Genomic DNA, 12744 nt, shown 5'->3' with positions numbered 1-12744 from the left:
TGTGGTGGCGGTGCTCAGCCCGCGGCTTCCTCGGGCCGTTCGCGCGTGACCTCGGCCTCGGCATCCGGGACGTAGCCTTCGATGTGCCGCTCGTCCGGACCGTTGTAGGCCGACAGTGGGCGGATGAGGGCGTTGGATGCCGCCTGCTCCATGATGTGCGCGGTCCACCCGGTGACGCGCGCAGCGACGAACAGCGGCGTGAAGGTCGGGGTGTCGAACCCCATCAGGTTGTACGCCGGCCCCGACGGGTAGTCGAGGTTCGGGTAGATGCCCTTGCGCGAGACGAACTCCGACTCGAGCGCGTCGTACAGCGCCGCCAGGTCCGGGGCGTCGTAGTGCGCGACGAGCGTATCCAGCGCAGCCTTCATCGTCGGCACGCGTGAGTCGCCGTGCTTGTAGACACGGTGCCCGAAGCCCATGATCTTGCGCTTCTCGGCCAGCGCGGTGTCCAGCCACGTCGAGACCTCCGCAGCCGATCCGATCTCGTCGAAGATGTGCATGACGGCTTCGTTCGCGCCGCCGTGCAGCGGTCCCTTGAGGGCGCCGATGGCACCGACCACGGCCGAGTACAGGTCGGCGATGGTGCTGGTGATCACGCGCGCGGTGAAGGTCGAGGCGTTGAAGGAGTGCTCGGCGTACAGGATCATCGAGACGTTGAACGCGTGCGCGACCACGGGATCGGGCACCTCGCCGAAGGTCATCCACAGGAAGTTCTGCGAGTAGTCCAGGTCCTCGCGCGGATCGACCAGCTCCTGCCCACGCCGGCGGCGCTGGTCGTATGCGACCATCGCCGGCAGCTTCGCGAACAGGCGCTTGGATTTGGCGAGGTCGGACTCGCGCGAGTTGTCGAAGGCGGCGGGATCCGATGCCCCGGCCAGCGATACCGCTGTGCGCAGGACGTCCATCGGGTGGGCCTCCAGCGGCACCAGGTCGATCGCCTGCTTGACGTTCTCATCCAGCGCGCGGCCGGCCCGCTCCTCGGCGACGAACTCGGCCAGCTGCGCGTCGGTCGGCAGTTCGCCGTACCAGAGCAGGTAGGCCACGGCCTCGAAGGACTGCGTGGCGGCGAGCTCCTGCACCGGGTAGCCGCGATACAGCAGGCTGTTGGTGTCCGGGTTGACCTTGGAGACGGCGGTGTAGTCGACCGTCACCCCCGCCAGGCCCTTCTTGATCTCGATGTCTGTCATTTCTCTCCTTCGAGGTGCGGCGTGTTCCGCTCTTGTCCGCTCAGCGGTCGTTCTGGGGGAGGTTGTCGGGACGCGCGGCGCGGGGGACGCGGATGCCGCTCAGCGGGTGATCTGGAAGTCGAACACCGAGGTGTCAAACCGGTTGTAGCCCTCGTAATCGATCAGGTCGTAGAGATCCGCACGGTGCTGCATCTCCCCGAGCGCGGAAGTGAGGTGGCCCTCATCGATCAGCGTATCCAGCGCACGGCCGGCCGCGCCCATCGCGATGCGAAGCAGCGACACCGGCCAGATGACGATGTTCACCCCGACGTCGCGCAGCTGGTCCACCGAGAACAGATCGCTCTTGCCGAACTCCGTCATGTTGGCGAGGATCGGCACGTCGACCGCCTTCCGCACCGCCGCGAACTCCTCGAGCGTGCGCATCGCCTCGGGGAAGATCGCATCGGCACCGGCATCCACCAGCGCCTTTGCCCGGTCCACCGCGGCATCCAGACCGTCCACGGCGCGGATGTCGGTGCGCGCCATGATCAGGAAGTTCGGGTCGCGGCGGGCGTCGACGGCTGCGCGGATGCGCTTGACGGCGGTGTCCTGGTCCACCACCGCCTTGCCGTCGAGGTGCCCGCAGCGCTTCGGGTTGATCTGGTCCTCGATGTGCGCGCCGGCCAGTCCGGCGTCTTCGAGGGTCTGGATCGTGCGGGCGACGTTCATCGGCTCCCCGAAGCCGGTGTCGGCGTCGATGATCGCCGGCAACTCGGTCATCCGCGCGATCTGCTGTCCGCGGCCGGCGACCTCAGTGAGGGTGGTCAGTCCGATGTCGGGCAGGCCGAGGTCGGCGGCCAGGACGGCACCGGAGACGTAGACGCCCTCGAACCCCTTCTGCTCGATCAGGCGCGCGCTGAGCGGATTGAACGCGCCCGGGAAGCGCAGCAGCTCGCCGGATGCGAGCCGCGCGCGGAACAGGCGCCGCTTCTCGGCGGCCGGAGTGGTGGCATACAGCATCAGCGGGCTCCCTCGCGTGAAACGGCGGGGACGGATCGGATCGCAACCGGCGCGGCGACCGCCGCAACGCCGTTTCGTCCCGCGCTTTCGACCGATCGCCGCATCAGAACAGTCCCTTCGGTGCCGGCGCGGTGGCCAGGACCCCGACCTTGGCGACGATGGTCAGCTGCTGCACCTCGTCCGCGGTCAGCTCGGGCAGGCGCTGGGCCAGCTCGAGGAAGCGCTCGATCTCCTGCGGCTCGAGCACCGGCTCGGCCAGGATCCGGAACTTGCGGATGTAGTCCGCCCGCGCGAACGGATGCGCGCCGAGCGGGTGCGCGTCGGCGACGGCGATCTCATCGACCAGCTCCGCGCCATCCGCGAAGGTGATCACCACTCGCCCGCCGAAGGCCTTCTCGTGGGGATCCTCCGAGTGGTAGCGGCGCGTCCACTCCTCGTCCTCGGCCGTGGTGACCTTGTGCCACAGCGCGACGGTGTCCGGCCGACCGGCACGCTCGGGCGCGTAGGAATCGACGTGGTGCCAGGTGCCGTCCTGCAGCGCGACCGCGAAGATGTACGGGATCGAGTGATCGAGCGTCTCGCGGGATGCGGTCGGGTCGTACTTCTGCGGGTCGTTCGCGCCGGAACCGATGACGTAATGCGTGTGGTGGCTCGTGTGCAGCACGACCGACTCGATCTCCTGGCCGTCCGGGCCCTTGCCCTCGCGCAGGGACGGGTGCTCGCTGCCCAGTCTGCGGGCCAGGTCGATCCACGCCTGAGCCTGATACTCGGCCGAATGCTCCTTCGTGTAGGAGTCCAGGATGCCGCGCTTGGGCTCGCCGTCCGCCGGGAGGGGTACCTCGTACGCGGCATCCGGCCCGTCCAGCAGCCACGCGATCACGCCGTCCTCGCCCTCGTAGATCGGGCTGGGCGAGGTCTCGCCGCGCATCGCGCGGTCGACCGCCTCGACGGCCATCTTGCCCGCGAACGCCGGGGCGTACGCCTTCCAGGTGGAGATCTCGCCCTTGCGGGACTGGCGGGTGGCGGTGGTGGTGTGCAGGGCTTGGCCGACCGCCTGATAGATCGTCTCCACCGGCAGTCCGAGCAGCGTGCCGATGCCCGCCGCGGCGGACGGGCCGAGGTGCGCGACGTGGTCGATCTTGTGCTTGTGCAGCGAGATCGCCTTGACCAGGTCGACCTGGATCTCGTACCCGGTCGCGATCGCACGGACCAGCGCCGCGCCGGCGGACCCGACGTGCTGGGCGACGGCCACGATCGGCGGGATGTTGTCGCCCGGGTGCGAGTACTCGGCGGCGAGGAACGTGTCGTGGTAGTCCAGTTCGCGCACCGCCACCCCGTTCGCCCACGCCGCCCACTCCGGGCTCGTGCGGCGTTCGATGCTGCAGCCGAAGACGGTCGCGCCCTTGCCGCTGATCGAGACGGCATGGTCGAGCGCCTGCTGACGGGCCGCGCTGACCGGGGCACGCGTGAGGGATGCCGCGGCGACGGCCGCGTTGTCGATGACGCGGTTGATGATCATGTCCACGACCTCGGGCTCGACCTCGACGGGGTCGGCGGCGACCTCCGCGATGCGCCAGGCCAGCTGTCCCTCTCGGGCGAGCTCCTCGTCGCTGCGGTGGACGCGGAGATGGTGGTCGATCGTCATGATGGGCCTTTCCTGAGGCGGGGGGGATTCGGCTCCCGCCGGGTCGAGTCGCCGCGCGTGGTTGCGGCAGGGTCCGGGAGGGAGCTGAGGATGTTGGTCAGCGCGTTGTGCAGGTGAACGTGCGTGGCGTGCGCGGCCAGCTCTGCGTCGCCGGCGGCGATCGCACTCGCGATGAGCCGGTGCTCGGCAACGGATTCCTCCAGCCGGCCGGGATTGTCCCGCGCGAGCCGGCGCACCCGAACGAGATGCGTGCGGATGGTGCGCAGCGCCCCGGTGAGGTAATCGTTTCCGACAGCCGCGTCCAGCGCCGCGTCGTAGTCCGCGATGCGCGCGTAGTACGCATCCAGCGCGGCGTCGTCGTCGAGTCGCGACGCCGCAGCGGTGAAGTCCGCGGCGAGCGCTGCGAAGGTGTCCGAGACGTCCTGCCGCTCGCACGCCGTCTCGGCGGCGAGCCGGGACGCGGTCTCTTCGAGCGCCCGGCGCACCTGGAAGAGCTCGCGGATGTCGCTGGCGCCGAGATCGGTGACGACCAGGACCCGCGGAGACTGCTGGGCGACCAGTCCGGCGGCGGCCAGGCGCCCGAGCGCTTCGCGTAGCGGGGTGCGGCTGACCCCGAGCCGCGCGGCCTGCTCCACCTCGGCGATCACCGTTCCGGGCGGCAGCGCGCCGCGCTGGATCTCGTCGAGGAGCGCCGCGTAGGCGCGGTCGCTGGCCTTCACGCGCATCTCTTTTACGATCGACACCTCCGTATTGTATACACAGAGGCCGCAAGGTGGCCAGGTTGGCGATCCGGCCTGTCACCCGGTATACAAACGTGTACCGCAGTGGTCCCGCGGCACACCCGCAGGCGACGCTCGCCGCATGGCCCGCGAGACCGGAAAATCGCCACCACACCCGTGCAGACGCACTCAGTCTCGCGGCGACCATCCTGTCTCGCGGGCGATCACCCGGAGCGTGTCGGCCAGCGCCTCGGCGAACCGGTCGATGTGGGCGGGCGTGTTGTAGAAGTAGGGGGACACCAGCACGCGCCCCTCCTTGTCCGAGACCGAGACGTTGCGCAGGGCCATCTCCGCCGCGACGCGGGTCGAGTCCGGCACATCGAATCCGACGATCCCGGCCCGCGCGTGCTCGGGTGTGACCGGGCGGATGCCCAGCCCGCGCAGCGCGCCGAAGGTCCGCCCGGTGAGATCCTCGACCTGTTCGTGGATGCGGTCCCAGCCCAGGTCCTCGAGATACTCCAGCGTCGCGTCCAGCACGTACAGCCCGGGCACGTTCGGTGCGGCGTAGGCGAAGGACGTGCTCGGGGCCGGATTGGCGTAGCTGCGGAAGATCGGGGTCAGCATGCTGCGGGCACGCTCCCGGAACACGCCCACCGCGGTGCCGAAGCCGGAGAGCATCCACTTGAACATCCCGGCGCCGTACACGTCGACGTAGGAGAGGTCGACCGGCGTGGCTCCGAGCGCCTGGATTCCGTCCACGATCAGCAGCGCATCAACCTCGCGACAGGCCCTGCCCAGCCGGGTCAGGTCCACCTTGGTGCCCGTCCAGGGGTGCACGTGCGAGACGCTGAGCACACGGGTGCGCGGCGTGAGCGCGTCCAGCAGCTGCTGCTCGCGGTCCAGCTCCGGGTCGGGCTGGATCCGCACGACGGTGACGCCCTGCGCCTGGGCCGCCTCCCACGGGAGGACGTTGCACGGGTACTCGTCGGCCATCCCGACGATGGTGTCGCCGGGCTGCCAGGCGACGCTGTGCGCGGCGATGTTGATCACCTCGCTGGTGTTGCGGAAGAACCCGACTTCGTCGGCGGGAACGGACAGCAGCCGCGCCATGCGCTCCCGCGCGCTGGAGACCGGACGCTGCCACAGCGACTGCGCGTCACAGCCCAGTCCGGCGACGTCGAGATAGTACTGGCCGGCCGCTGCGGCGGCCCCGGGAAAGGCCAGGCCGGTGCCCGCCGACTGCAGGTACACCCAGTCCGGCCGGTACGGGAAGTCCCGTCGCACTCGCTGCAGCCACTCGTCCGTGCTCATTGCCGACATCCGACCGACGATACGAAATCCCCGCCTGCCGATCGACCGGTCTTCCGCCCCAAGGCAGAGACGTGTTCGGCATCCGGGCGTTCGGGTAACGTCGGCCGGACCCCGGACCGGAACCGTCGCACCGCCAGAGCCGTCAAGGAGAGACCCATGAGGAAAGAGATCCGCGCCGAGAAGCTGCACCCGCCGATCGGTCACTATACGGATGCCGTGGCGCACGGGGATCTTCTGTTCCTCTCCGGATGCGGCCCCACCGACAACGACCTGGTCGTCGTCGGCGGCGATGACGTCGCCGAGCAGATGCGGCAGGTGCTGGCCAACATGCGCACCGTGCTCGAGGCGGCCGGCGCGACGCCGCAGGACGTCGTGTCGATCACCACGTTCCTCATCGACATGGACGACCGCGCGAAGATCGCCCCGATCGCTGCCGAGTTCTTCGGCAGCGCCCGTCCGGCCAGCGCCACCGTGTCGGTGACCGGGCTGGCCGTTCCCGGCGCGAAGGTGGAGATCAAAGCCGTGGCCTCCATCCCGGGCAGGAGCTGACACCCTCCTGTGCTGACCCTCGACGAGTGGGAGGTGCGCGCCAAGGCCGACTTCCCCTACCGCGCCGGACGGGTGTACCTCAACTCCGCCGGGGCGGGACTGCCGTGGCCTGGTGCGCCCGCCGCGGCCGCCGAGTACTACACGCACCTGGCCGCCTGGGGCGCCTCGGCGCAGCCCGAATGGGTCCGCCGCGCCGAGCTGGCGCGCGTCCGCGTCGGACGGCTGCTGCGGGTGCCGTCCGAGGATGTGACCTTCCTGCGCAACACCAGCGACGTCATGAACCTTGCCGCCAACAGCGTCGCGTGGCGCCCGGGCGATGAGGTCGTCGTCGCCGCCGACGACTTCCCCTCGGTGGTGCTGCCCTGGACCACGGCCGAAGCGGCCGGCGGCACGCTGCACCGGGTCGAGATCGACGATGAGCGGCTGCGCGAGGACCGCCTGCTCGAGCGCATCGGCGCCCGCACGCGAGTCCTCGCCGTGACCCACGTGCACGCCGTGACCGGCTCCCGGCTGGACCTGGAGCGGCTGGGCCGGGCGTGCCGGGAAGTCGGCGCGCTGCTGGTCGTGGACGGGATAGAGGCGCTCGGCGCGATCGATGTCGACCTCACCTGGGTGGATGTCTACGGCGCCGCCGTGTTCAAGTGGATGCTGTCCGGATTCGGACTGAGCATCGGTGTCTTCGCGGATCGCGCACGCGACCAGCTCACCCCCGCCTATCGCGGCTACCGCAATGCGCCCCCGAGCCGCAGCTTCGAGTACTCCGACCCGAACTACCCCGGCCTGTACGTGCTGGACTCGACGCTGCAGTATCTGGACTCCCTCGGCTGGGAGTCCGTGCACGGCAAGGTCGCCGACCTGACGGCCATGGTGGACGCCACGGTGTCCGCACAGGCGTTCACTCCGGTGACGGATGCCGCTGCCCGGGCCGGGATCATCAGCTTCGGCGTCGACGACGCCGAAGGACTGGTCACGCAGCTGCAGGATCGCGGGATCGACGTGGTCCACAAGCGAGGGCTCGTCCGGGTGTCACCGCACTTCTACACCAGCCGGGAGGACGTCCGCCTGTTCGGGGAGGCGCTCGCGGACGCCGTCGCCGCGGCGGGGATCCGGCCGGTCGACGCGCGCCGACACGACGCCGCGGACCGCTAGGCGCCCGCGTCGGCGAGCTGCCTCTCCAGGGCGTCCAGCGCCGGGCGCTGCCCCTTGACCAGCCGCTCCCGCGCGTTATCCCACCCTGTCCACTCGACGCGGTCCACCTCGGGGAAGGACTGCCTCCGCCCCGAGCGCGGAGGCCACTCCAGCTCGAACTCCCCGAACCGAAGGTCCTCGAGCGGGAGCCCCGCGCCGTCGGCGACGAAGACCGTCACCCGCTTGCCCGAGGAGTACGGGAACGTGCCCAGCTCCGCGTACGGCACGTCGGGCGCGGGAACGCCGAGCTCCTCGGCGAACTCGCGCAACGCGGCATCCAGCGCAGCTTCGGAGTCGGCGTCGTATTCGCCCTTCGGGATGGACCACGCTCCGGCATCCTTCGATGCCCAGTAGGGCCCGCCCATGTGCGCGATGAGCACCTGCGGCGTCCCCTCCACCAGCCGGTAGAGGAGGATGCCGGCGCTGGTCACTGCCATCGGATCGCCCGGGTCAGTCGCGCGACTTCGGCGAGACGGAATAGGTCTCCTCGGGGTCGGTGACCGCCACGCCCGCCACGGCCGCGTCGATGGCGGCCATGGTGTCGGCATCCAGGGTCACGCCCGACGCGGCCACGTTCGAGGCGATCTGCTCCGGTCGCGACGCCCCGACGAGTGCGGCGGCGACGTTCGGGTTCTGCAGCACCCACGCGATCGCCAGCTGCGGCATCGTCAGTCCGACCTCGTCCGCGATCGGCCGCAGTCGCTGCACGGCCGTCAGCACGTCATCCTGGAGGAAGCGCTGGATGAAGCGGGAACCGTTCTGATCCGTCGCGCGCGAGCCCTCCGGCGCGGGTTCGCCGGGAAGGTACTTGCCGCTCAGCACGCCCTGCGCCATCGGCGACCAGACGATCTGCGAGATCCCGAGTTCCTCCGCGGCCGGGACCACCTTGCCCTCGATGACGCGCCACAGCATCGAGTACTGCGGCTGGTTGGAGATGAGCTGGATGCCGTAGCTCTTGGCCAGCGCGTGACCCGCGCGCAGCTGCTCGGCGGTCCACTCCGAGACGCCGATGTACAGGACCTTCCCCTGCCGGACGAGATCGGCGAAGGCCTGGAACGTCTCCTCCAGCGGCGTCTCGTAGTCGAAGCGGTGCGCCTGATACAGGTCGACGTAGTCCGTGCCCAGCCGGGACAGGGAGCCGTTGATGGCCTCGACGATGTGCTTGCGGGAGAGCCCGCCGTCGTTGGGACCCTTCGGCCCGGTGGGCCAGTAGACCTTCGTGAAGATCTCCAGCGATTCCCGGCGCTGCCCGGCGAGCGCCTTGCCCAGCACCGTCTCGGCGCCGGTGTTCGCATACGTGTCGGCGGTGTCGAACGTCGTGATCCCCGCATCCAGTGCGGCGTGGACGGTCGCGATCGCGTCGGTGTCGTCCACCTGCGATGCGTGGGTCACCCAATTGCCGTAGGTGATCTCCGAGATCTTGAATCCGCTGTTGCCGAGATATCGATAGTTGACCATCCCTCAACGGTAGCGGCGGCGCGGCGCTCCCTGCTGCGGGTCAGTCCTCGGCCGGCGTCGCCGCGGCGGCGGCCGCGTCCTCGGTGGTGGCCACCAGCTGGCCGCACGCTCCGTCGATCTCCTTGCCGCGCGTGTCGCGCAGCGTCGTCGGGATGCCGGCGTCGTTGAGCCGGCGGACGAACTCGTTCTGAACGCTGACCTCGGAGGCGGTCCAGATCGAGCCCGGCGTCGGGTTCAGCGGGATCGGGTTCACGTGCACCCACCCCCGGCCGCGCGCGTTCAGCTTGTCCGCGAGCAGATCGGCGCGCCAGGCGTGGTCGTTCATGTCCTTGATCAGCGCGTACTCGATCGACACGCGACGTCCGGTCTTGTCGAAGTAGTTGCGGGCCGCGTCCAGGGCCTCATCGACCTTCCAGCGGGAATTGACCGGAATCAGCTCGTCGCGCAGCTTGTCATCGGGGGCGTGCAGCGACAGCGCGAACGTCACCGGGATGTCCTCGTTCGCGAGCTTGTCGATCGCCGGCACGAGTCCGACGGTCGACACGGTGATGCCCCGCGCGCTCATCCCGAGCCCGTGCTTCTTGTCGGTCATGACGCGCACCGCCTGCATGACGCGGGCGTAGTTGGCCAGCGGCTCGCCCATCCCCATGAACACGATGTTGCTGACCCGCTCGGCGGAGTGGTCGTCCTTCTTCTTGCCGCCCAGTCCCCCGTCCGCGATGAGCCGGTTGGCGCGGACGATCTGCTCGACGATCTCGGCCGCAGACATGTTGCGCGTCAGGCCGGCCTGTCCGGTCGCGCAGAACGGGCAGTTCATGCCGCAGCCCGCCTGCGACGAGACGCACAGCGTGATCCGGCCGGGGTAGCGCATCAGCACCGACTCGACGAGGGCGCCGTCGTGCAGCTTCCACAGGAACTTGATGGTGTCACCGCGGTCGGTCTCGAGACGTCGCACCTCCGTCAGCAGCGGGGGCAGCATCCCGTGGACGAACTCTTCGCGACCCGCAGCGGGCAGGTCGCTCATCGCGGCCGGGTCGTGCGTCCAGTGCGTGAAGTAGTGGGTCTCTAGCTGCTTGGCGCGAAAGCCCGGCATCCCCAGCTCCTGCACTTTGACGACGCGCTGCTCGGGCGTCAGGTCTGCCAGGTGCACCGGGGGCTTGCCGCGCTTGGGGCTGGCGAACTGCAGGAGCGGACGTCCGGTGGCGTCCTTCTTCTGCGACCAGCCTTCGGTCTTGGGCCGCACCTGCGGCGCCGCGCCGGCCGCCGTCGCCGGACGCACCTGACGAATGGGGGTCTCGGGCGTGGCGGTCATCCTTCCAGGGTAGGGGACGCACCTGCGCAACACCTGGCGGGCGCCGGCGACGCCCCCGGTCGTCGGCGGCATCCTGCTCACCGACAACGAGCGCCGACGCGCACCGGGCGGCTACCGGGTGGAGGGCTGCGCGCCCAGGTTCACGAGGTTGCCGTCGAGGTCGCGCACCTGAGCGACCCGCTCACCCCAGGGCATGTCGCTCGGCGGCTGCACCGTCGTTCCGCCGTGGCGCGCCCACTCCGCGTGCACCGCGTCCACATCGTCGACGTAGAACCACAGCGCCACCCGGTCCCCCGAGGTCGGCGCGTCCGGCACGCGCCCGATGCCCAGCGCTTCGCTGCCGAGCCGCAGCGAGACGTAGTCGTCCTCGGCGCCGCTGGCGAAGCGGTACTCGACGGTCGCGCCGAGGGCGTCCTGGTAGAACCTCACGAGCCGGGGCAGGTCGCGCGAGTTCAGGATCGGAAACAGGGACCGCACTCCCATGCCGACACCCTACGTCGCCCGGCCCGGCTCCGCGAGAGCGGATGGGCGCCGCGAAACCCAGCGCGTTCACCCCTGTCTCGCGGCAGGTATCCGGTCTCGCCGGCGGCAGCGGGCGCGCGGGGCTACAGGAAGATGTCCGGGAACAGGCGCTCGTCGGGGGTTCCCGGCACGGCCGCGTACAGCGCGAAGTCGGTTATCCCGGCATCCGTGAGCACATCCTCGACGATGAGGGTCTGTCCGGTGTACTCGCGCGCCGGGCGGGTGAGCACCTCGTACGCGGCATCCGCGTAGATCCGGGGCGTGCGGCTCGCGGCCATGACCTGCTCGCCGCCGAGCAGGTTCTGCACGGCGGCGGTGGCGATGGTCGTCCGCGGCCAGAGCGTGTTGGCGGCGATCCCGTCCGTGGCGAACTCGGCGGCGAATCCGAGGGTCACCATCGTCATGCCGTACTTGGCCAGCGTGTAGCCGGTGTGCGCGCCGAGCCACTTCGGGTCCAGGTTCAGCGGCGGGGACAGCGAGAGGATGTGCGGGTTCTCGGCGGCGCGCAGGATCGGCACCGCCGCCTGCGACAGCATGAAGGTGCCGCGCACGTTCACGTCCTGCATGAGGTCGTACTTCTTCGCGGTCAGATCGAGCGAACGCGACAGGTCGATCACGCTGGCGTTGTTCACCACGATGTCGATCCCGCCGAACTCCCCCTGGGTCTTCAGCACCGCCTCGGTGATGTCATCGTCGTTGCGCACGTCGCCGACGATCGGCAGCGCGTTGCCCCCGGCCGCACGGATCTGCTCCGCCGCCGTGTGGACGGTGCCCTCGAGCTTCGGGTGCGGGGAGTCGGTCTTGGCCAGCAGCGCGATGTTCGCGCCGTCCGCGGCGGCGCGCAGGGCGATCGCCAGACCGATGCCGCGGCTGCCGCCGGACATCAGGATCGTCTTGCCGGCCAGGGGCTTGTCTGTCATCGGTCGTCCTTCGGTCAGGGGCGGAGGCTCGACGCCCGGTGATGCCGGGGTCTGGGTTGCATGTCCCACTTGTTGTCGGCTGCCCGGCCCCCGGGCAACAGAAAGTGGGACACGCAGGTCAGGTCAGGGGCGGGGGGCGGAGGTGCGGGATGCCGCGGCGAAAGCCGCGACGCGGGCCTGGGCATCCGGCGTCGCCAGGGCGGCCCCGATCGTGCGGGCCTCGTCCTCGAGCTGCGCGACCACCGTGCGTTCGGGTGCGGTGCGGACCAGGCGCTTGGCCTGCCCGTATGCCGCGCCGGCGCCGGCAAGCCAGAAGCGCGCGACGGCCTCGGCGCGCGGCCGCACCTGGTCGGGGGCGACGGCTTCGGCCACCAGACCCCACTCCACCGCTTCGGCGGCGCTCAGCAGCCGATCCTGCAGCACGAGCTGCAGGGCGCGGCGCTGTCCGACCGCGCGACCCAGCTGGGCGGTGACGGACAGATCGGGGGTGAGCCCCATGTTCGCGTACAGACTCCCGATCCGGGAGTCCTCCCCGACGACCGCGTAGTCGGAGGCGAGCAGGATGCCCAGGCCGCCGCCGGCGGTGGTGCCCTGAGCGGCCGCGACGACGGGCTTGGAGGATTCGGTCAGCGACAGGATGCCGCGGTTGATCACGCCGGCCAGCTCGGCGATGCCGTCCGCCGAGAAGCCGCCGGCGGCCATCGACAGAACGTCGCCGCCCGCGCAGAAGGAGGGTCCCTCGGCATCCAGCAGGATCGCCCCGACGTCGTCACGGTCGACGACCTCTGCGGTGATCCGCTCCCACGCCCGCGCGGTCGCCTCGTCGAAGGCGTTGAGCCGCGCCGGGCGGTTGAGGGTGATGCGGCCGAGACCGTCATCGACGGAGAACAGGATGGGTTCGGACATGTGGGCTCCTTAGCTGGGTGCCGTGCAG

Annotated in this window: 13 protein-coding genes; 2 read left to right on the top strand and 11 right to left on the bottom strand. The window is 70.2% G+C overall.

What is annotated here, in order from left to right:
- Nucleotides 1–14 precede the first annotated feature (14 nt).
- The 5 genes from NQ152_RS05815 to NQ152_RS05795 all read right to left on the bottom strand — a co-directional run bounded on the left by NQ152_RS05815 (nucleotide 15) and on the right by NQ152_RS05795 (nucleotide 5861).
- Nucleotides 15–1187: a bifunctional 2-methylcitrate synthase/citrate synthase gene (locus NQ152_RS05815; RefSeq protein WP_257523329.1), complete on the bottom strand. Its 1173-nt coding sequence runs from the start codon at nucleotides 1185–1187 to the stop codon at nucleotides 15–17.
- A 99-nt stretch (nucleotides 1188–1286) separates the two neighbouring features.
- Nucleotides 1287–2186 (bottom strand): methylisocitrate lyase, encoded by a 900-nt coding sequence (gene prpB / locus NQ152_RS05810; protein ID WP_257523327.1) that lies wholly within the window; start codon nucleotides 2184–2186, stop codon nucleotides 1287–1289.
- 103 nt (nucleotides 2187–2289) lie between these two features.
- Entirely contained in the window at nucleotides 2290–3831 is a 1542-nt protein-coding gene (locus tag NQ152_RS05805) for an MmgE/PrpD family protein (RefSeq protein WP_257523326.1), read from the bottom strand.
- Nucleotides 3828–4550, bottom strand: coding sequence for a GntR family transcriptional regulator (locus NQ152_RS05800; protein WP_257501470.1), 723 nt, complete (start codon nucleotides 4548–4550; stop codon nucleotides 3828–3830). Before NQ152_RS05800 ends, NQ152_RS05805 begins: the two co-directional genes overlap by 4 nt.
- Nucleotides 4551–4739: 189 nt before the next feature.
- Nucleotides 4740–5861 (bottom strand): aminotransferase class V-fold PLP-dependent enzyme, encoded by a 1122-nt coding sequence (locus NQ152_RS05795; protein WP_257523325.1) that lies wholly within the window; start codon nucleotides 5859–5861, stop codon nucleotides 4740–4742.
- A gap of 156 nt (nucleotides 5862–6017) precedes the next feature.
- Here NQ152_RS05795 and NQ152_RS05790 point away from each other — a divergent pair, with 156 nt between their 5' ends.
- Nucleotides 6018–6410, top strand: coding sequence for a RidA family protein (locus NQ152_RS05790; RefSeq protein WP_257523324.1), 393 nt, complete (start codon nucleotides 6018–6020; stop codon nucleotides 6408–6410).
- Between the two features lie 9 nt (nucleotides 6411–6419).
- Nucleotides 6420–7559: an aminotransferase class V-fold PLP-dependent enzyme gene (locus NQ152_RS05785; protein ID WP_257523323.1), complete on the top strand. Its 1140-nt coding sequence runs from the start codon at nucleotides 6420–6422 to the stop codon at nucleotides 7557–7559.
- On the opposite strand, the gene NQ152_RS05780 is transcribed toward NQ152_RS05785, so the two are convergent.
- From NQ152_RS05780 to NQ152_RS05755, 6 genes are all read right to left on the bottom strand, one after another.
- A complete protein-coding gene (locus NQ152_RS05780) occupies nucleotides 7556–8035 on the bottom strand; it encodes an NUDIX domain-containing protein (protein WP_257523322.1) in 480 nt (159 codons plus the stop codon). The two genes, NQ152_RS05785 and NQ152_RS05780, sit on opposite strands and share 4 nt — an antisense overlap.
- A gap of 13 nt (nucleotides 8036–8048) precedes the next feature.
- A complete protein-coding gene (locus NQ152_RS05775; RefSeq protein WP_257523321.1) occupies nucleotides 8049–9056 on the bottom strand; it encodes an aldo/keto reductase family protein in 1008 nt (335 codons plus the stop codon).
- Nucleotides 9057–9096: 40 nt separating this feature from the next.
- The gene (gene rlmN / locus NQ152_RS05770; RefSeq protein WP_257523320.1) at nucleotides 9097–10368 is read right to left on the bottom strand and encodes a 23S rRNA (adenine(2503)-C(2))-methyltransferase RlmN; all 1272 of its coding nucleotides are present in this window, start codon (nucleotides 10366–10368) and stop codon (nucleotides 9097–9099) included.
- Nucleotides 10369–10479: 111 nt separating this feature from the next.
- Entirely contained in the window at nucleotides 10480–10851 is a 372-nt protein-coding gene (locus NQ152_RS05765) for a glyoxalase/bleomycin resistance/extradiol dioxygenase family protein (protein ID WP_257501331.1), read from the bottom strand.
- A 122-nt stretch (nucleotides 10852–10973) separates the two neighbouring features.
- Complete coding sequence (locus tag NQ152_RS05760) at nucleotides 10974–11810, bottom strand: NAD(P)-dependent oxidoreductase (protein WP_257501332.1); 837 nt, start codon at nucleotides 11808–11810, stop codon at nucleotides 10974–10976.
- A gap of 123 nt (nucleotides 11811–11933) precedes the next feature.
- A complete protein-coding gene (locus NQ152_RS05755; protein ID WP_257501333.1) occupies nucleotides 11934–12716 on the bottom strand; it encodes an enoyl-CoA hydratase/isomerase family protein in 783 nt (260 codons plus the stop codon).
- Between the last annotated feature and the right edge of the window lie 28 nt (nucleotides 12717–12744).

The sequence above is a fragment of the Microbacterium sp. zg.B48 genome (assembly GCF_024623505.1).
GTDB lineage: Bacteria > Actinomycetota > Actinomycetes > Actinomycetales > Microbacteriaceae > Microbacterium.
The sequence above is the reverse complement of the archived record's forward strand: the minus strand, read 5'-3'. Positions and strand labels throughout refer to the sequence as shown.